This window comes from Streptococcus sp. HMSC062D07, assembly GCF_001814215.1.
GTDB lineage: Bacteria > Bacillota > Bacilli > Lactobacillales > Streptococcaceae > Streptococcus > Streptococcus infantis_I.
In genome coordinates this window covers 14,628-33,465 of sequence record NZ_KV815322.1, presented here as the reverse complement: position 1 = coordinate 33,465, position 18,838 = coordinate 14,628, and the positions used below count along the sequence as shown (strand labels likewise).

The window sequence follows — 18,838 nt, the reverse complement described above, 5'->3', positions numbered from 1 at the left end:
ATGACCTCCTAAAAATTTTTTCCTATTTTAATAAGCTCAAAAAGTCTGAAACTGGATCATTTGGAACCATTTGAGCAGTAAGTTTAACACCTTTTTCCGCTAATTTACGGAAATCTTCCACATCCTTATCTACCACGTTGATAGAACGTGTGATAGGGCGAGTTTCTGGTGTTTGAGACATATTGCCGACATTGACAGTTTCAAGTGGCACACCTGCTTCTACCAAACCGAGGAAACGGTCAGGTTTGCGTGCTACAATCAAAAGACGTTGGCTATCGTATTTACCAGCAAGGATATTCGCTGCTGCTTTATCAACTGGCAAAATACTAAGTTTTACACCCGGTGGTGTTGCAAGTTTCAAGCCGCTTTTTTCAACGTCGTTGTTCACAACATCATTGTCAACGACCATGATACGTGAAACATTAAGTTTAGCAGACCAAAGGTTTGCGACTTGTCCGTGAATTAAGCGCCCATCGATACGGCATCCTACAATTGTCATAAGTTTTCCCCCTTTATAAGTTTTAGTGTAGGTTTACAAGTTAAATGTATGTGTTCCTTATACTCCCCTTCTGTTTCAAAGATAATGATGCGGTTGGCACCTTCTTTGAGATAGCTATGTGGAATATAAAGAGATAAGGTTGGACCGACATTCCAGAAGCGACCTAGATGATGTCCATTGATATAAGCAATCCCTTTACCAAACTCAGATAAGTCTAAGTAGGTATCCTTTGGCGCCTCAACTTCAAAGTCATAAGCGTAAAAGGCAGGTTGTCCTTCTGTCCATCCCTTAGAGAAATCAATATTCTCTGGGTTATCAAGAGGAAGTGGATATTGCTTCCAGTTGAGCAAGAAATGCAAATCTTTACAAATACCTGTGCGAATTCCTTTTCGCTGTGTATCTGCTAAGAATTTGTGTCCATAGTTGACACGCCCCATATTTTCAATAAGTATATCAATATTGGATAGCGTTTTCTTTTTACCTTGATAAAAGATATCTTCACCGATTTCTGTTTGGTACTGTGTCGCCACCCATTTACCATCGATAAAGAGCTGAGCTCTATCTCGTCCGTCAATAATTCGAATGCGTTCTTCATCCGCATCCCAACTTGCTTCCGTACGATAGAGTAGGTAGCCGTAACCTTGTCCTAACTCTTCCATTTTCTTAGGGTAGAGACTTTCAATCGGACTGGATAGGCTATCCAAGGTTTCAAACAAGGAAACTTTTTCAACTAGCGGAATCGCGTCAACTTCCATACTTGCCTTGTGAAGTGGCTCAGATTGCGGATACTCAGGATAGTAAGTCGCCATCATGTCTTTGACTGCAAAATATTTAGCAGTTGGGTTTCCAGCTTCATCAAGAAGAGCGTCATAATCATAAGATGTTACTTGTGGTAAATCAATGGTTCCTCGAGCTGAACAACCATTCATAAAACCAAAGTTGGTCCCACCGTGGAACATGTAAAGATTAATAGAACCTTGCTCTAAAACCTCGTGGACAGCTTCTGCTAATTCCTCAGGTTCACGCTTGATGATTGGTTCTTTCCATCGATTGAACCAGCCATCCCAGAATTCCATACACATGAGTGGCCATTTCTTGCCGTGCTCATCAAAGAATTCTTGCATCTGTGAGAAATTATAAGTAGCCTTGGAACCAAAGTTCCCTGTCACAAAGAGATCATCCTCAATTAAGGTTCCAGCCTTAAGAGTTGCTCGCCATGGTCCATCTGATGTGAAAAGCGGACAAGTAACTGCTCGTCCTTCCATCAAACGTCGAATTTCCCTCAAGTAGGTCTTGTCCTCGCCATAGGATCCGTACTCATTTTCGACTTGCATCATGAGAATGTTCCCACCGTTTTCCAATAATCTCGGAACTAGACGTGGAAGCAACTGATCATAGTAGCGACCAACCATATCAATGAAAGCTGGGTCAGATGACCGAATTCTCATATCCTTGGTCAAGAGCCATGCTGGTAAACCACCGAATTCCCATTCTGCACAGATAAATGGAGAAGGACGTACAATTGCATATAAGCCCAAATCTTGTGCAGTTTGAAGAAATCTCTCTAAATCAAGATTACCTTCAAAGTTAAATTTTCCTTCAGCAGGTTCATGCATGTTCCAGGCGACATAAGTCTCAACTGTATTGAAACCTAAAGCCTTGAGGTTATACAATGAATGATGCCAATCTTCCACAGGAATTCTAAAATAGTGAATGGCACCAGACAAAACCTTGAATGGTTTTCCATTCAGATAGAAATCATCTTTAATTTCAAATCTTGCCATTCTTCCTCCTCTGAAAACGAAAAAGATTGCGCTTTCATTTGTTGTTATATCAACTATAAACTAATCGGGGATTAATGTCAATACTTTTTGAAATTTTCTTTAAAAATTTTCTGTCTTTTACTAAATTTTTTCTAAAAAATATCAAAATGCCATAAAATCAACGTTCTAAATAGAAAGCAAAAATAGGAATTAAAACTCAAATTATTTATATGTATCCTAATTTCTTATTCCGATATTTTAAATTTTTTCATCGCTTTTCTACTCTTTTTTTCGATTTTATGTTAAAATCATAGGTGGAGAAGGAAAAAATGAGGTGAAATTATGGCAATTCCAAAGTATCAATATATTAAAGATGAATTGAAAAACAAGATTATTTCTGGTCAATTTGCTAGTGGAGATAAATTCTACACTGAAGCAGAATTGATTTCCATGTATGATGTTAGCTCAATCACAGTGGTTCGTGCCTTGAATGATCTTGCTAAAGACGGATACATTGTTCGTCAACAAGGTAAAGGAACTTTCGTAGCTCGTGCCCGCAAGCATAAACTCGTTGAATTTTCTGATGTAGAAATCTTCGAGACCAAAGACGATAAGGTAACTGTTCTTTCTATCGAACGCGGGAACGATCTTAAATATCTAGAAAAGCTCGGCCTACGTGGCGATCAATTCTACTACAAGATTGAACGTGTTCGTGAAACAAATGGCATCACCTATATCTATCACAGTTCATACATTCCTGAACAGTACATCAATGCCAACTATCCAAATCTTGAATACTATAGTTCTATCTATACTCGTTTCAAATTGGACTACCACATTCACATGAATGATGAGCATTTTGAAGAAATTAATGAAATTGTATTTCCAACTCCAGAACATGCCGCTTCTGTATTAGGAATCGACACTCATTTCCCAACTGTTTTCCAAACTAAGACAACTAAGCTTGAAGCAACTGGTCAAGTTTTGGAATATATCGAGACATATAAACGATCTGATTTCTACAAAATCAAATTCATTTCTTGTGATCGTGACCACTAATCTTTAAAAATCCTGAGGCGACTGTCTCAGGTTTTTTATATACCCATTATAGCATCAGCTCACTTTCCTGAGAATAGCATTTCAAGCAATTCTATAATTAGTAACCTTTTTACTAAAAAATAGTCAAAATTAGAAAAATATATCTTAATTTATAAATTATTCTATTTTTTATAGTAATTCCCTCAAAAACTTGACTTTATTTTAGTAAGAACATACAATAGGATCAATGTATGAAAACGTTATCAAAGAATTCAAAAGGGAGGTTTTTAATGAAACCAGAAAATAAACAGCGCTTCTCTATTCGTAAATATGCAATTTGGGCCGCTTCTGTATTGATTGGCTTTGCCTTTCAGGCTCAAGCTATTGCTGCTGACGGAGTTGTGCCTGCTACAACAGAGAATCAACCTGCTGTCCAAACCACTGGAGAAGTCACTCCACCAACGAGTGAAGAAAAACTCGAGACTACTCCTTCAACAGAAAATGTAGCTCAAGCGTCTCCAGTCGCTCCAGTAACAAATACTGAAGCTCCAACAAAATCAGAAGTAACTGGAGAAGCTAAGAAGTCAGAACCAGAAGAGGTAGAAAATAAAAAAGTTGCTACAGTTGAGGCTCCTTCAGCCAAAGAATATAAACTTCCTGAAACAGGAAGTCAAGGTTCAGAATGGTTGATTGCTACAGGTTTGATGGCTGCACTCACAGCTTATGGACTTAGCAAGAAAAAAGATTAAGCACAAATAAAAAAGCGAGATTGAATCTCGCTTTTTTATTTTATGATTAGTCACCCAAACCGATGCGTTCGAAAATTTCATCCACTCGTTTGGTGTAGTAAGTTGGGTTGAAGATTTCGTCGATTTCTTCTTGAGTCAAACGTGATGTTACTTCTGGGTCTGCTTCCAAAAGTGGTTTGAAGTCAACTTGGTTATCCCATGATTGAGCTGTCTTCGGTTGAACAAGGTCGTAAGCTTGCTCACGCGTCATGCCTTTTTCAATCAAGGTAAGCATAGCACGTTGGCTAAAGATAAGACCAAAAGTAGAGTTCATGTTGCGGATCATGTTTTCTGGGAAGACCGTCAAGTTCTTGACGATATTTCCAAAACGGTTGAGCATGTAGTCAATCAAGATGGTTGTATCTGGTGTGATGATACGCTCAGCTGATGAGTGAGAGATATCACGTTCATGCCAGAGAGCAACATTCTCATAGGCTGTAATCATGTGACCACGGATAACACGCGCCAGACCTGTCATATTTTCAGAACCGATTGGGTTGCGTTTGTGAGGCATTGCTGAAGACCCTTTTTGACCTTTAGCAAAGAACTCTTCCACTTCGCGTTGTTCTGATTTTTGCAAACCACGGATTTCAGTAGCCATACGCTCGATAGAAGTTGCGATGCTAGCAAGAACTGCAAAGTACTCAGCGTGAAGGTCACGAGGAAGTACCTGTGTAGAGATTTCCTGAGCACGGATACCAAGCTTGTCGCAGACGTATTTTTCAACGAATGGTGGGATGTTGGCAAAGTTACCAACCGCACCAGAGATTTTACCAGCTTCCACACCAGCAGCCGCATGCTCGAAACGCTCGATGTTGCGCTTCATTTCGCTGTACCAAGTCGCTAATTTAAGACCAAAAGTTGTCGGTTCAGCGTGCACACCGTGGGTACGACCCATCATGATGGTGAACTTGTGCTCTTTCGCTTTGTCAGCGATGATGTTGAGGAAGTTTTCAAGGTCCTTGCGGATGATGTCATTGGCTTGTTTATAGAGGTAACCATAGGCAGTATCTACCACGTCAGTAGAAGTCAAACCATAGTGAACCCACTTGCGCTCTTCACCAAGAGTCTCAGAAACCGCACGCGTGAAAGCCACCACATCGTGACGAGTTTCCTGCTCAATTTCCAAAATACGGTCGATGTCAAAATCCGCTTTTTCACGAATCAAAGCCACATCTTCCTTAGGAATTTCTCCCAATTCAGCCCATGCTTCATCGGCCAGGATTTCCACCTCAAGCCAAGCACGGTATTTATTTTCTTCAGTCCAAATATTCGCCATTTCTGGGCGAGAGTAACGGTTGATCATTGTTTTGTTTTCCTTTCTTTTGATGTTTTACATCAGTTAGCAATCGACTGTCGCTTTATTCAAATTCCTCTTTCCCAATCCACACCGATGGATAATGATCCAGTGTATTCAAATCCGTATCTAACGGTAGATCATAGATGGCTAAATAGTTTTCAGGATATTGAGCAGTCAGCTCTTCATACTTAGCTTTCACTTTTTCGTGATTGCTACTAGCATACAAGACTTCGACGACTGCTCCCGTCTTTTCTTTTTCAACAAATGCGTTGACAATGAGTTGAATCATAGGCATGTCCTAAAAATCAATCCCTTTCCCAAATTCTTCAACCTCATCTGGCACATCACTAAACAAAGTCACATGTCCCATTTTGCGGTTGTGCTTCGCTTCTATTTTACCATATAGGTGGAGGTGGGCGCTTGGATTTTCTGTCACATATGTTTCAGCTGCTTCGACGTGTTGGCCGAGGACGTTGAGCATGACTGCTGGAGCATGGAGGTGGATTGTTGGAAGTGGCGCTCCGAGAACGCCCAAGATATGTGTGTCAAATTGTGAAAAATCACAGGCTTCGATTGAGTAGTGTCCAGAGTTATGTGGGCGTGGCGCGATTTCGTTGACAATAATGTCATCAGCTGTCGCAAACATTTCCACACAAAGAGTTCCAGACAAGTTCAGCTGTTCAGCGATTCGCACTGCCATGGCTTTGGCTTTTTCAGCCAGACTTTCTGAAATGCGAGCTGGCACGATGGTCTTAGACAGGATATTGTTACGGTGGATATTTTCCTGAACCGGGAAAACTGTCACGTCCTTGCCATTTCCTGACACAATGACAGAAATTTCAAGGTCGAAATTGACGAATTCTTCTAAAACGCAATCTGCTGAATCTGCTAGCGCATAAGCTTCTTCTAAATCTTCCGCTGAACGAATGACCTTTTGTCCATGGCCATCGTAGCCACCAGTCGCAGTCTTGAGGACATAGTTTTTAGAAAGGTCGATATCTGCCAAATCCTGGTTTGAAGTCACAACCTTGTAGGGTGCCACGGTGACTTGAGCCTTATTTAAGAGAAAGTCCTTTTCAAAGATGCGATTTTGGGAAATGCGGAGCAAATCTGTCCCTTGAGGGAGTTGACCATCCTTGATGACAGCATCCAAACCATCGGCATCGACATTCTCAAACTCATAGGTCAGGACATCGCAACGCTCCGCCAACTGACGGAGGGCGTCCACATCATTATAAGGCGCCACGATGATTTCCGCCACACGAGAGGCTGGGCAATCCGCCGCAGGATCCAGCGCGATAACCTTGTGTCCCATGTAGATAGCAGAAATGGCCATCATCTGACCCAGCTGACCACCACCGATAATTCCGATTGTTTTAGATGAGCTCATTCGTCGACTCCTCTGCGATTTTTCCTTGTTCTTCTGCGAAATCTGCCAATGCTGTTGCAATAGCCTGATCCTCTACTGAAAGGAGACGGAGGGCAAAGAGGGCCGCATTGGTCGCACCTGCTTCACCAATAGCCATTGTCGCAACAGGCACACCACCCGGCATCTGAACAATCGAGTAAAGAGAATCCACGCCACTAAGCGCTCGTGATTTGACTGGTACACCGATGACAGGGAGGGTTGTTTTGGCAGCTACCATACCTGGCAAATGGGCTGCGCCACCCGCACCTGCGATGATAACCTTGATGCCACGGCTACGGGCTTCCTCCGCATGTCTAAACATGAGGTCTGGTGTACGGTGAGCGGAAACAACTTTCTTTTCGTAGACTACACCGAAGCGGTCTAGGACTTCAGCGGTTTTTTGCATGGTTGCCCAGTCGGATTTTGAGCCCATGATGATGGAAATTACTGGTTTCATTTTTAATCCTTTTTCTTCCTTTTTTGACAATCACCTTAGGTTGTGAGGGACGGCAGCAGCCACCAAAGGTGTCTCATGCCTAAATCGGAAGCCCAAGGTCTTCCGATTTCCCTGAACGATTGGCTTATAATCCAATCGTTCTTTCACAACGGCGGTGATTGCTCTATATCAGCTCGCTAATGCTCGCAAATTAAACGACCATTATCGGGTTTGGCGACTGCGTCGCTTTTTCTTATATCTTTATCTAATTGCCTTGCTTCCGATATCTGTTCGGTAAAAGAGGCCTTCTGTATTTTGTTTGTTGAGTTGGTTGTAGATAATGTTTTGGCCGTCTTTGACAGTATCTGCTGTGGTGACTAACATATAGACACGTCCACCGTTTGAGAGGAGGTCTTCCCCATTTTCAGCAAATTTAGCTCCGGCATAGTAAGTGATGATGTCGCCTTCTGTCTTGGTAGGAAGCTTGACACCTTTCTCATAAGCGAGTGGGTATCCGTTTGAGGCTACAACAACGCCTAGTGTCACACCCTTGTCCATCCAAGTGATGGCTGGCTCTTTGCCTTCCAAAATGTCAGTAATGTTATTCGCGAAGTCAGATGTCAAACGAGGTAAGATAATTTGCGTTTCTGGATCTCCGAAACGAGCGTTAAACTCGATGACTTTGGGCCCATCAGCTGTCAAGATAAGACCTGCGTAAAGGACACCAAGATAGGGGCGCCCTTCTTTAATCATCCCTTCGAGGACTGGCTTGACAATGGTGTCAACCGCTGTAGCAACCACGCTCTCTGGCAAGTGTGGAACTGGCGCATAGGCACCCATACCACCCGTGTTAGGCCCCTTGTCGCCATCATAGGCACGTTTGTGGTCCTGAGCTGTTGGCATGATGTAGAACTTGTCACCATTTACAAAGGCAAAAAGTGAAAATTCCTCTCCTGCAAGAAACTCCTCGATAACCACACGCGCACCTGAGTCCCCGAATTTATTGTCCAAAAGCATCTCGTGAGCGGCTTCTACTGCTTGCTCGACTGTCTCAGCAACGACGACACCTTTCCCAAGGGCCAAACCGTCTGCCTTGACTACGATTGGAGCGCCTTTTTCTTCGATATAGGCCTTGGCTTCCTCGAAATCTGAGAAGGTCCCATAGGCTGCTGTCGGAACATCGTATTTGACCATGATTTCCTTAGCAAAATCCTTGGACCACTCCAACTCCGCTGCCAATCTTGTCGGACCAAAGGCTTTGAGGCCAGCTGCATTGAACTCATCCACAATCCCAGCCGCAAGGGCGTCATCTGGACCAATGAAGGACCAAGCAATATCGTTGGCTTTTGCAAACTCAATCAATTTAGAATGTTCGGAAATAGAGATATTTACCAATTCCAGATCATCCAGAGTCATCCCGTCGTTCCCAGGAGCTACAAAGACTTTTTCAACATCTTTTGACTCAAGCAACTTCTTAGCAATGGCATGTTCACGACCACCCGAGCCGACAACTAACAGCTTCATCTTTCAACCTCTTTTGCGAATTATTTACTAATATTATACCATAAACGTTCGTTTTAATCTTGTTTCGTTTCGCTTTTAAAGCAAAAAAAAGGAAAGAAACTGTTTTCTTCCCTTTTATTTTCTTAATGTCTAAAATGTCTCACGCCTGTGAAGACCATGGTTAAGCCGTATTTATCAGCAGCTTCGATGGATTCTTGGTCACGGACGGATCCACCAGGCTGGATGATAGCCTTAATACCTGCTTTAGCGATTTCTTCCACGTTATCCGCAAATGGGAAGAAGGCATCTGAAGCAAGAACAGCGCCGTCAAGGCGGTCTTTGGCTTGATTGATGGCAATACGAACAGAGGCCACACGGTTGGTTTGACCTGGGCCAACACCCAGTGTCATGTGGTCATTAGTCACGATGATTCCATTTGATTTGACATACTTGATAGCTTTCCAAGCAAACTCAAGGGCAGTCGCTTCTGTCTCAGTTGGTTGGCGTTTGGTTACCACTTGCCAGTCAGCTGGGCTTTCTTTGACCACGTCTTGATTTTGAACGAGGAGTCCACCGACAACACCTGTATATTCTGCTTCCACTTCACTAGCATCTTGTGCGTCAAATGGCAAGGCAAGAATGCGCAAATTTTTCTTTTTGTTGGTCAAAATGGCTAGCGCTTCATCCGTATAGCTTGGTGCAATGATGATTTCGAGGAAAACACCGTGCATCTTCTCAGCTGTCGCAGCATCTACCTCACGGTTGAGAACGACAATTCCACCAAAGATAGAAACTGGGTCAGACTCATAAGCGTAGTCCCAAGCATTCTCGATGTCATCAGCTTGACCAATCCCACATGGGTTCATGTGTTTCAAAGCCACAACCGTTGGGCGTTCTTTGAAATCGCGAATGATACGGATGGCAGCATCAGCGTCACGGATATTGTTGAAGGACAATTCCTTACCGTTGAGCTGTTTCGCTGAAGCAATTGAGTAGTCCGTTGGCAAGGCTTTTTGGTAGAAGTCTGCGTCTTGTTGAGGGTTTTCACCATAACGCATAGCTTGTTTAAGGTCATAAGTCAAGGTGAGTTTTTCAGGTTTACTTTCACCCACTTGAGCTGTGAAGTATTCTGCAATCAAGGCATCGTATGAAGCTGTGTGACGGAAAACCTTAGCTGCCAAGCGTTGGCGAGTTTCGTAACTTGTTTCGCCGTTGGCTGCCAATTCGTCAAGCACAACAGCGTAGTCAGCTGGGTCTACCACAACTGTTACGCTAGCGTGGTTTTTTGCTGCTGAACGAAGCATTGATGGACCACCGATATCGATGTTTTCAACGGCATCCGCATAAGTCACGTCTGGTTTAAGAATGGTTTCCTTGAATGGGTAAAGATTGACCACAACAAGGTCAATCAATTCGATTTTGTTATCCTTGGCTGCTTCTAAGTGACTATCCAGGTCGCGACGAGCGAGGAGACCGCCATGGATATTGGGGTGGAGGGTCTTGACACGACCGTCCATCATTTCCGGGAAACCAGTCACATCATCGATAGCAATGGTATCAACCCCAGCATTGTCTAGGACAACTTTGGTACCACCTGTTGAGATGATGTCCCAACCAAGTTTTTTAAGTTCTTGGGCAAATTCAACAATGCCCGCTTTATCTGAGACTGAAATAAGTGCTCGTTTAGTCATGTTCTTTCTTTTCCTTTTTAAAAAAGTTCTTTCTTTGCTACAGTCGAAAATTTTCTTTCAGCTCAAGGGCTTCCTTATTTTCGTGCAGCCCCCAAACTATCCAAGACTTCTGGATAGAGCTTGTACTCTGTTTCGTGGATGCGAGTCTCGAAAGTATCAAGGGTATCCCCTTCATGCCTTGGCACACGGACCTGTTTGATGACCTTGCCGGTATCAACACCAGAGTCCACCCAGTGAATAGTCACGCCAGACTGGTCCACACCTGCACTCCAAGCATCCTCAATACCATGAGCGCCTGGAAATTCAGGGAGATAAGCTGGGTGAATATTGATGATACGGCCCTCATAAGCTGCTAACAAGGTTGGACCGACGATTTTCATGTAACCTGCGAGACAAACCAAGTCAATCTCATGCTCATCTAAGAGCTCGACGATGGTCCTTTCGTAATCTGCCTTGCTCTCAAATTCCTTGAGCTCAAAAGCATATGAAGGAATTCCAAGCTTTTCTGCACGTTCAAGGACGTAGGCATCACGGTGATCTGAAAAGACAAATTCTACTGGAAATTGTTCTGCAATCACCTGAAAGTTTGAGCCGTTGCCAGAGGCAAAAACAGCAATCTTTTTAGCCATTATTTAATCACCACACTTGCATCTGTCTTCTTGACAATCCGACCGATTTCATAAACAGGTTCGTCAAGAAGTTCTTTGACACGTTCAACATTTTCTGGTTTAACCGCAAGCATAAGCCCCACACCCATGTTGAAGATTTCAAACATTTCTTCGTGTTTGATTTGGCCATATTTTTCAAGGGCTTTGAAAATTGGAAGGACCGGGACTTTGCTTTCCTCAATTTCAGCCGCCAAGTCATCCGCGAACATACGTGGTACATTTTCGATGAAACCACCACCTGTGATGTGGGCAATCCCGTTGACCAACTCTTCCTTAATGAGTGGTAAAACAGCCTTGACATAGATACGAGTTGGCTCCAAAAGAACGTCTTTGAGTTTCTTGCCTTCCAATTCTGGGAGGACTTCCTCACCTGTATAATCGGCAAAGACACGACGTACAAGCGAGTAACCATTTGAGTGAATACCGCTTGAGGCAAGTCCGAGAAGGACGTCTCCCTCTACTACTTTTGAACCATCGATGATTTGAGATTTTTCTGCAACACCGACTGCGAAACCAGCCAAGTCATAGTCGTCTTCGCCATACATACCAGGCATTTCAGCCGTTTCCCCACCGATAAGGGCTGCACCGGCTTGTACACACCCTTCGGCTACACCAGCAACGACTTGTTCCAATTTAGCTGGTTCATTTTTCCCAGTCGCCACATAGTCTAGGAAGTAGAGGGGCTCCGCGCCTGCAGCGATGATATCGTTGACACACATAGCCACACAGTCTTGACCGATAGTATCGTGTTTGTCGTACTTGATAGCAAGCATGAGCTTGGTTCCAACACCGTCAGTTCCTGAAATCAAAACTGGCTCTTTAACACCTGTTTTTGAAAGGTCGAACATACCACCAAAACCGCCAAGAGCTCCCATAACACCCGCACGCTCCGTACGTGCCACATGTTTTTTAATCCGTTCAACAACTTCATAACCCGCTTCAACGTCCACACCTGATTGAGCGTATGCATTTTTATTTGTCATTTTTTAATCCTTTTCTTTTTTTGAGAAAGACTGCGACGTATTTTTAGATAAACAATTATTTTATCTAAAAATACTAGTCAGGTCTCTAGCTTTGGTCCCATAGGAGAAAGCGTCTACTGACAAATGCTTTAGCTTTTAGTCAGTAGTGAGACGTGGCGCATAAGCATTCTTATTTGTCATTTTATTCATTCCTTTTCTTTAATCGAGAGTCTTTAGCCGTCTATTTGTAAAAACTGATCTTGTCATCCAAACTTCTACGATAGTCTTCTTCATAGTCGTAGAGAGGCGTTGGGTAGTCACCGTCAAAGTAAGCGACACAGAGACCGCCATTTGGCGCATCTGTTTCGATGCCGATAGAATCAATCAAGCCATCAATAGAAAGATAAGTCAGACTATCCGCACCAATGATTTGGCGAGTTTCTTCAACCGTATGATTGGCCGCAATCAGCTCCTGACGTGTCTGGATATCAATCCCGTAGAAACATGGATAGGCAAGAGCAGGACTACCAATGGCAACGTGTACTTCTGATGCCCCCGCTTCTTTCAAAAGTTGGACAATGCGACGAGATGTCGTGCCTCGCACGATAGAGTCATCAATCATGACAACGCGTTTGCCTTTAACGACACCAGAAACAGCAGATAACTTCATCCGAACCCCTTGCTCGCGTAATTCTTGAGTCGGCTGGATAAAGGTCCGTTGCGTATATTGGTTCTTGATGAGCCCCATTTCATTTGGCAGACCTGATTCTTCGGCAAATCCCATAGCTGCGCTAAGAGAGGAGTTTGGCACCCCGACTACGATATCAGCTTCATACTTGAACTCACGTGCCAGTTGTGCTCCCATTCTCTTACGAGCTGTATGAACATTGACTCCATGGATGTTAGAGTCGGGACGGGCGAAGTAGATATACTCCATGGAACAGATAGCCAACTGAGTGTCGTTTGTGTAGCTATCATACTGGATACCACTATCATCAATAATAACAATTTCGCCTGGTTTTACGTCGCGAATCCACTCAGCACCGATTACTTCAAAGGCACAGGTTTCAGATGAAACCACTACTGCTCCATTAGCCATTTTCCCGATTGACAGAGGACGGAAGCCATTTGGGTCAAGCGCTGCAATTAACTTATCTTCAAACATCAAGAGATAAGCAAAACCACCTTTAACAAGACTGAGTGCTTCCTTGATTTTACCCATCAGGTTTGGATTGTGGCTACGGCGAATAAGGTGAGCCAAGATTTCAGAGTCAGAGGTTGAGCTGAAAATCGCTCCTCTTTGTTCCAATTCTTGCTTGAGCGATTCTGCATTGGTCAGATTCCCATTATGAGCCAAACCAAACTGCATATCGTGAAAGCGGAAGAGGAAAGGTTGGATATTGTCTACAGAAGCTTCTCCCGCAGTCGCATAACGCACGTGCCCAATCGCTCCAGTTCCTGTCAATTTATCCAAATTCGCAGGATTTTTGAAGACTTCTGATAAAAGCCCCATATCACGATGACGCTTCAATTTCCCTTGGTCATTGGAGAGGATTCCTGCCCCCTCCTGACCACGGTGCTGAAGACTATGGAGTCCAAAATAGGTTAATTTGGCAGCGTCTGGGTGGCCCCAGATACCAAAAACACCACATTCTTCATTAAGAGATTTTACTTCGTATGTCATTTTATATACCTAATTTTTATTTGTGTATCATTCCTTAACGATACTAGAGCGGAATGATACGGCAGAAGCTCGTTTCACTCACAACAATAAATCATTTGCAATTGTCGTAAGTTAGATCTACTTGATTTTACATTCACGGATGGTTATCTATTAGAAAATCTGCAAAGCCTATTTTTCAGTAAAGTATTTAACCGCTGACGCAAAGAGGTGTTGGTCTTTATTTCCTGGAATATTTTGGAAAAGACCGTCTTCGAAACGTTCTGAGTGTCCCATCTTACCAATGATTTGACCGTTCTTGCTTGTGATACCTTCAATAGCATTCACAGAACCGTTAGGATTGTATTTAGAATCCATGCTTGGTTTGCCTTCGAAGTCAACATATTGGCTAAAGATTTGACCATTATCACGGAGCTCTGCAAATTCCTCAGCTGTCACGACAAATTTACCTTCACCGTGTGATACTGGGATGGCATGGATGTCACCAACTTTCACGCCAGCAAGCCATGGTGAGTTCGTATTGGCAATACGTGTTTCAACCATCTTAGCCACGTGTTGGTTGGCATCATTGTAAAAGAGAGTTGGACTCGTACTGCTTGCATCTTCAAAGTTACCGTATGGAAGAAGACCTGATTTGACAAGAGCTTGGAACCCGTTACAGATACCGATAATCAAACCACCACCTTCGATGAAGCTATCGATGGCTGCACGTACTTTTTCGTTAAGCAAGATATTAACGATGAATTTAGCTGATCCATCTGGTTCATCCGCTGCTGAGAAGCCACCGGCAAAGAAGATAATGTTAGCTTTTTCGATATTTTCAACCATAGTGTCAACAGATTTGACAATTGCTTCTTCATTCAGTGTTACAAATGGTACCAAGTTGACTTTTGCGCCTTCTTTTTCAAATGCCTTAGCGGAGTCATATTCGGAGTTGGTACCTGGGAACACTGGGATGTAAACCACTGGTTTTTCAATAGTTTCTTTAGCTTTGATAACAGCATCTGACGCCACCGCAGGTACTTCTTCCAACTCAGTTGCTTGTGCAAATTCCGTTGGGTAGACTTCTTCCAATTTACCTTGGAAGGCACTGTCAAGTTTGTGTCCATCAAGCGTTACATCGTTGACAGTAAGTGTAAAGTCAGCTGCTGTTTGTCCAATCTTGGCAACACCTGAAATCTCTTCCGGAGATGTGAAGACGAATCCACCCAATTGAGCTGTCAAGGCAGTCTCAAGATTTTCAAGGGTTACAGTGGCACCAATATGGTTACCAAATGTTGCAAGGGCAAGGGCTTCAAGGACACCACCATATTTGACAGCTGATGCTGCTGTTACTTTGTGATCAGCTTGGATGGCTTCAAATTGAGCAAAGTTAGACTTGATCAGATCAAAGTCAATTTCTTGTGCCAAAGCTTGACCTGGGATGTAATAGATATTTTCACCAGCAGCTTTAAATTCTGGAGAAAGAACCTTACGGCTATCTGCAGTTGTGACACCAAAAGCAACTAAGGTTGGTGGTACTGTCAATTCTTCAAAGGTACCAGACATAGAGTCCTTCCCACCGATAGATGGCAACCCAAGTTGAATCTGAGCTTCAATGGATCCAAGAAGAGCTGCTACTGGCTGACCAAAACGCTCTGCTTGTTTATCCATACGCTCGAAGTATTCTTGATAAGAGAAGCGAGCCTTAGACCAGTTTGCACCAGCAGCAACCAAACGAGCAGTTGCTTCGATAACCGCATAAGCAGCACCGTGGTACGGAGACCATTCTGCGATGTATGGGTTAAAGCCTTGTGCCATGACTGATGCCGTATGAGTCACACCATGTTGGACTGGCAATTTCTGTACTGAAGCCTCCGTTGGTGTGATTTGGTAGCGACCTCCTAGTGGGTGATTGACTGTTGAACGTCCAACTGAACTATCAAAGATGGTTTGTAGCCCTTTTTGACTAGCATGGTTGAGGTCAGACAAGACTGCAAGCGTATCTGCTTCAAGGGTTTCGGCAGATGTTTGGCGTTCTTCTGGAAGCTTGACATCCTTGTCAACTACCTTAGCATCTACAACGACACGTACACCGTTTGTATCAAGGAAACGACGTTCCAAATCAACGATGGTTTCACCATTCCAGTGCATGACAAGATTTGGTTTTTCGGTCACTGTCGCAACGACAACCGCGTCAATATTTTCTTTGTTACATGCTGCAATGAAGGCATCTACATCTTCTGGACGAACCACTACAGCCATCCGTTCTTGAGATTCAGAGATGGCAATTTCTGTACCGTTCAAGCCTTGATATTTTAATGGCACTTTGTCTAGATCAATTTCAAGACCATCTGCCAATTCACCGATAGCCACACAGACACCACCAGCACCAAAGTCATTTGATTTCTTGATCAGACGTGTCACTTCCCCATTACGGAAAAGACGTTGGATCTTACGTTCTTCGATGGCATTCCCTTTTTGAACCTCAGCACCAGCTGTTTCAACAGATTCAACTGTTTGAACTTTAGAAGAACCTGTCGCACCACCGACACCGTCACGTCCAGTCTTACCACCGAGCAAGATAATCACATCACCTGCTTCAGGTTTTTCACGAACAACATTTTCCTTAGGAGCTGCACCGACAACTGCACCTAGCTCCATACGTTTAGCAACGAAACCTGGGTGGAAGTATTCACGAACATAGGTCGTCGCAAGACCAATTTGGTTCCCATATGAAGAATAACCGTGAGCCGCTGTTTTAGAAATCACTTGTTGTGGTAATTTCCCAGCGCGAGTTTCTGAAATTGGAGCTGTAATATCGCCAGCACCTGAAATACGCATGGCTTGGTAAACGTAGGAGCGACCTGACAATGGGTCACGAATGGCACCACCGATACAAGTTGCCGCTCCACCAAATGGTTCGATCTCCGTTGGGTGGTTGTGAGTTTCGTTTTTGAACATGAGAAGCCATGGTTCTTTCACACCATTGACATCCACTTCAATTTCAACGGAGCAGGCATTGATTTCATCAGACACTTCCATGTCGTCCAAACGACCATTGGCACGCTCATAACGACCAAAAATAGTCGCCATATCCATCAAGGTTTGAGGTTTTTCTGTACGTCCCAACTCATCACGCATGGCAATATACTTGTCATAAGTCGCTTGCAATTGTTTTTGGAATTTAGAAGCTGAGAAGTCGATGTTTTTCAACTCAGTCTCGAAAGTTGTGTGACGACAGTGGTCAGACCAGTAAGTATCCAACACCTTCAACTCAGTCTCAGTTGGCACACGACCAATAGACTTGAAGTAATCTTGAATGAAGAGAAGGTCATCCACTTCCATGGCCAATCCTTGCTCAGCCTTATACTGTGCAAAATCTTCTGCTGTATATGTTTCAAAGAAATCCAAATTTGGAATGGTCTTGTCAGACTCAGAGAAATCCTGTTTCGCAATACCAAGAGTGATGTCTTTGAAACGAGAATCCACTGGGTTCAAGAGATAGTTTTTAACAGCTTCCAATTCATTCGCATCAATATCCTTATTGACCAAGTAAAGTTGTGCTGTGTTCACTGTTACATCATTTGAACTACCCAACAAAAGCAAAGCTTCTTGTGAAGACGCCGCACGTTGATCAAATTGACCAGGCAAACTTTCGATAGCAAAGAAAGCATACTTCTCAAGATCAGCCTTAACCTCAGCTTCATCCAAAACAGTATCGGTCACCTGCTCAGAAAAAATATGTTTTTCCGCACGCGCAAACAAGTCCTCTGCCAAATTAAAGACATCGTAAACCTGAACAATCCGAAGATCCTTCAAGGTTTTCAACTGAAGATTATGCTGTAATTCTTTTACTAAAGAGTCAGATTTGACACGAAAATCAGCTTTTTTCTCAACGAAAATACGTTTATCCATTTTAGTTCCTTTATCTATTTCTACTTAAAGATTGTAGTGACGACCAAGTAAAACTTTACTTCAATCCTTGCAATTTTTCTAACACGACCTTATAAACATCCGTTAGACTGCCCAAATCTCTACGGAAAACATCCTTGTCCATATGGTGCCCTTCAGCATCCCAAAGGCGGCAGTTATCTGGAGAGAATTCATCTGCCAAGATAATCTTGCCATCCTTATCAAAACCGAATTCCAATTTAAAGTCAATCAAACGAAGACCAATTTGTGCAAACCAATCTTTCAGCAATCCATTGATGCGACGTGTTTCTTCCTTGATATAAGCGATTTGTTCATCATTGGCAATATCCAAGAACTTCACATGCTCATCATTGATGAATGGATCATCCAACTCATCGTTCTTGTAGTAAAATTCAACGATTGGAGTTTTCAAGTCCAAACCTTCTTCCACGCCAAAACGTTTTGAGAAAGAACCCGCAGTCACGTTACGAAGCACAACCTCCAAAGGAATGATGGTCACTTTCTTGTTGAGTTGTTCTGTGTCAGAGATACGTTCGATAAAGTGAGTAGCCACACCTGCAGCATTCAATTTTTCAAAAATAAGAGACGAAATCTGATTATTGAGCACACCTTTGCCTTCGATGGTCTCTTTACGAGCACCATTAAGCATGGTAGCTTGGTCCTTATAAACGGACCTAATCACATGTTCGTCTTCTGTAGTATAGATATCTTTAGCTTTTCCCGTATAAATAAGTTTGCTGGACATTTTATTATTCGCCTTTCGTATTACTTTGCCTCATTCTAACACAAAAATAAGCATAAATCAAATGTTTTACGAACGTAAACGTATTCTTCACTCTAAAACATTTAGAAAAAAATCAAATCAGACTATTTAGATAACCAGACCACAATCATTCAAACTTCACACAATCAAAAAAGCAACATGACCAGCATGTTGCTTTTTCTTATATTCTATTTTTGATGATTGCTAATACGTCTGCAACACTTTGGAGGTTGTCAATTTCTTCATCACTGATCTCGATTCCAAATTCATCCTCAACTGTTAGAATAAATTCCATCAAATCTACTGAATCAGCATCTAAATCATCCTTTAAACTCAAGTTTTCAGTAACTACAAAGTCCTCTCCTTGACGCTCTTGAATGATGGTTACGATACGGTCAAAAATTTGTTGTTCTGTCATATTGT

General features: G+C 42.9%; 17 protein-coding genes. 2 read left to right on the top strand and 15 right to left on the bottom strand.

Annotated features, from left to right (window positions below; all coding sequences use genetic code 11):
- Positions 1 to 22 precede the first annotated feature (22 nt).
- Together HMPREF2957_RS00445 and HMPREF2957_RS00440 are read right to left on the bottom strand one after the other, a co-directional pair.
- A complete protein-coding gene (locus HMPREF2957_RS00445; RefSeq protein WP_006155184.1) occupies positions 23 to 499 on the bottom strand; it encodes a PTS sugar transporter subunit IIB in 477 nt (158 codons plus the stop codon).
- Positions 496 to 2,283: a glycoside hydrolase family 35 protein gene (locus tag HMPREF2957_RS00440; RefSeq protein WP_004250393.1), complete on the bottom strand. Its 1,788-nt coding sequence runs from the start codon at positions 2,281 to 2,283 to the stop codon at positions 496 to 498. The genes HMPREF2957_RS00445 and HMPREF2957_RS00440 overlap by 4 nt, the downstream gene beginning before the upstream one ends.
- A 321-nt stretch (positions 2,284 to 2,604) precedes the next feature.
- On the opposite strand from HMPREF2957_RS00440, the gene HMPREF2957_RS00435 reads away from it, so the two are divergent.
- Both HMPREF2957_RS00435 and HMPREF2957_RS09465 read left to right on the top strand, forming a co-directional pair.
- Positions 2,605 to 3,321 (top strand): GntR family transcriptional regulator, encoded by a 717-nt coding sequence (locus HMPREF2957_RS00435; protein ID WP_004250391.1) that lies wholly within the window; start codon positions 2,605 to 2,607, stop codon positions 3,319 to 3,321.
- 269 nt (positions 3,322 to 3,590) lie between these two features.
- Positions 3,591 to 4,049: a YSIRK-type signal peptide-containing protein gene (locus tag HMPREF2957_RS09465; protein ID WP_070676973.1), complete on the top strand. Its 459-nt coding sequence runs from the start codon at positions 3,591 to 3,593 to the stop codon at positions 4,047 to 4,049.
- 46 nt (positions 4,050 to 4,095) lie between these two features.
- Here the strand turns inward: HMPREF2957_RS09465 and purB are convergent, their stop codons facing one another.
- The 13 genes from purB to HMPREF2957_RS00370 form a co-directional block, all read right to left on the bottom strand.
- On the bottom strand, positions 4,096 to 5,394 hold the full coding sequence (gene purB, locus HMPREF2957_RS00425) for an adenylosuccinate lyase (RefSeq protein ID WP_070676972.1): 1,299 nt from the start codon (positions 5,392 to 5,394) through the stop codon (positions 4,096 to 4,098).
- A gap of 55 nt (positions 5,395 to 5,449) precedes the next feature.
- Entirely contained in the window at positions 5,450 to 5,677 is a 228-nt protein-coding gene (locus tag HMPREF2957_RS00420; protein ID WP_004250386.1) for a hypothetical protein, read from the bottom strand.
- A gap of 9 nt (positions 5,678 to 5,686) precedes the next feature.
- A complete protein-coding gene (gene purK / locus HMPREF2957_RS00415) occupies positions 5,687 to 6,778 on the bottom strand; it encodes a 5-(carboxyamino)imidazole ribonucleotide synthase (RefSeq protein WP_070676971.1) in 1,092 nt (363 codons plus the stop codon).
- Positions 6,765 to 7,253 carry a 5-(carboxyamino)imidazole ribonucleotide mutase gene (purE, locus tag HMPREF2957_RS00410; protein ID WP_000805610.1) on the bottom strand — a complete coding sequence of 163 codons (489 nt, stop codon included), beginning with the start codon at positions 7,251 to 7,253 and terminating at the stop codon, positions 6,765 to 6,767. The genes purK and purE overlap by 14 nt, the downstream gene beginning before the upstream one ends.
- 30 nt (positions 7,254 to 7,283) lie before the next feature.
- Positions 7,284 to 7,400 carry a phosphoribosylaminoimidazole carboxylase gene (locus tag HMPREF2957_RS09345; protein WP_080980075.1) on the bottom strand — a complete coding sequence of 39 codons (117 nt, stop codon included), beginning with the start codon at positions 7,398 to 7,400 and terminating at the stop codon, positions 7,284 to 7,286.
- Positions 7,401 to 7,493: 93 nt separating this feature from the next.
- The gene (gene purD / locus HMPREF2957_RS00405; protein ID WP_070676970.1) at positions 7,494 to 8,756 is read right to left on the bottom strand and encodes a phosphoribosylamine--glycine ligase; all 1,263 of its coding nucleotides are present in this window, start codon (positions 8,754 to 8,756) and stop codon (positions 7,494 to 7,496) included.
- 122 nt (positions 8,757 to 8,878) lie between these two features.
- Positions 8,879 to 10,426, bottom strand: coding sequence for a bifunctional phosphoribosylaminoimidazolecarboxamide formyltransferase/IMP cyclohydrolase (gene purH / locus HMPREF2957_RS00400; RefSeq protein ID WP_070676969.1), 1,548 nt, complete (start codon positions 10,424 to 10,426; stop codon positions 8,879 to 8,881).
- Between the two features lie 74 nt (positions 10,427 to 10,500).
- Positions 10,501 to 11,055 (bottom strand): phosphoribosylglycinamide formyltransferase, encoded by a 555-nt coding sequence (gene purN / locus HMPREF2957_RS00395; protein ID WP_070676968.1) that lies wholly within the window; start codon positions 11,053 to 11,055, stop codon positions 10,501 to 10,503.
- Positions 11,055 to 12,077, bottom strand: coding sequence for a phosphoribosylformylglycinamidine cyclo-ligase (purM, locus tag HMPREF2957_RS00390; RefSeq protein ID WP_070676967.1), 1,023 nt, complete (start codon positions 12,075 to 12,077; stop codon positions 11,055 to 11,057). The genes purN and purM overlap by 1 nt, the downstream gene beginning before the upstream one ends.
- A 220-nt stretch (positions 12,078 to 12,297) precedes the next feature.
- Positions 12,298 to 13,740: an amidophosphoribosyltransferase gene (gene purF, locus HMPREF2957_RS00385; protein ID WP_070676966.1), complete on the bottom strand. Its 1,443-nt coding sequence runs from the start codon at positions 13,738 to 13,740 to the stop codon at positions 12,298 to 12,300.
- Positions 13,741 to 13,908: 168 nt separating this feature from the next.
- Positions 13,909 to 17,634 (bottom strand): phosphoribosylformylglycinamidine synthase, encoded by a 3,726-nt coding sequence (locus tag HMPREF2957_RS00380; RefSeq protein WP_070676965.1) that lies wholly within the window; start codon positions 17,632 to 17,634, stop codon positions 13,909 to 13,911.
- A 55-nt stretch (positions 17,635 to 17,689) separates the two neighbouring features.
- Positions 17,690 to 18,397: a phosphoribosylaminoimidazolesuccinocarboxamide synthase gene (gene purC / locus HMPREF2957_RS00375; RefSeq protein ID WP_004250372.1), complete on the bottom strand. Its 708-nt coding sequence runs from the start codon at positions 18,395 to 18,397 to the stop codon at positions 17,690 to 17,692.
- 199 nt (positions 18,398 to 18,596) lie between these two features.
- Positions 18,597 to 18,833: an acyl carrier protein gene (locus HMPREF2957_RS00370; protein WP_070676964.1), complete on the bottom strand. Its 237-nt coding sequence runs from the start codon at positions 18,831 to 18,833 to the stop codon at positions 18,597 to 18,599.
- Positions 18,834 to 18,838 lie beyond the last annotated feature (5 nt).

Excerpts from the sequence above, each read along its gene's own strand:
- purD (WP_070676970.1), bottom strand. The coding sequence starts at position 8,756 with ATGAAGCTGTTAGTTGTCGGCTCGGGTGGTCGTGAACATGCCATTGCT.
- purE (WP_000805610.1), bottom strand. The coding sequence starts at position 7,253 with ATGAAACCAGTAATTTCCATCATCATGGGCTCAAAATCCGACTGGGCA.
- HMPREF2957_RS00445 (WP_006155184.1), bottom strand. The coding sequence starts at position 499 with ATGACAATTGTAGGATGCCGTATCGATGGGCGCTTAATTCACGGACAA.
- purN (WP_070676968.1), bottom strand. The coding sequence starts at position 11,055 with ATGGCTAAAAAGATTGCTGTTTTTGCCTCTGGCAACGGCTCAAACTTT.
- HMPREF2957_RS00435 (WP_004250391.1), top strand. The coding sequence starts at position 2,605 with ATGGCAATTCCAAAGTATCAATATATTAAAGATGAATTGAAAAACAAG.
- purM (WP_070676967.1), bottom strand. The coding sequence starts at position 12,077 with ATGACAAATAAAAATGCATACGCTCAATCAGGTGTGGACGTTGAAGCG.
- HMPREF2957_RS00440 (WP_004250393.1), bottom strand. The coding sequence starts at position 2,283 with ATGGCAAGATTTGAAATTAAAGATGATTTCTATCTGAATGGAAAACCA.
- purF (WP_070676966.1), bottom strand. The coding sequence starts at position 13,740 with ATGACATACGAAGTAAAATCTCTTAATGAAGAATGTGGTGTTTTTGGT.
- purC (WP_004250372.1), bottom strand. The coding sequence starts at position 18,397 with ATGTCCAGCAAACTTATTTATACGGGAAAAGCTAAAGATATCTATACT.
- purB (WP_070676972.1), bottom strand. The coding sequence starts at position 5,394 with ATGATCAACCGTTACTCTCGCCCAGAAATGGCGAATATTTGGACTGAA.
- purK (WP_070676971.1), bottom strand. The coding sequence starts at position 6,778 with ATGAGCTCATCTAAAACAATCGGAATTATCGGTGGTGGTCAGCTGGGT.
- HMPREF2957_RS00380 (WP_070676965.1), bottom strand. The coding sequence starts at position 17,634 with ATGGATAAACGTATTTTCGTTGAGAAAAAAGCTGATTTTCGTGTCAAA.
- HMPREF2957_RS00420 (WP_004250386.1), bottom strand. The coding sequence starts at position 5,677 with ATGATTCAACTCATTGTCAACGCATTTGTTGAAAAAGAAAAGACGGGA.
- HMPREF2957_RS09465 (WP_070676973.1), top strand. The coding sequence starts at position 3,591 with ATGAAACCAGAAAATAAACAGCGCTTCTCTATTCGTAAATATGCAATT.
- HMPREF2957_RS00370 (WP_070676964.1), bottom strand. The coding sequence starts at position 18,833 with ATGACAGAACAACAAATTTTTGACCGTATCGTAACCATCATTCAAGAG.
- purH (WP_070676969.1), bottom strand. The coding sequence starts at position 10,426 with ATGACTAAACGAGCACTTATTTCAGTCTCAGATAAAGCGGGCATTGTT.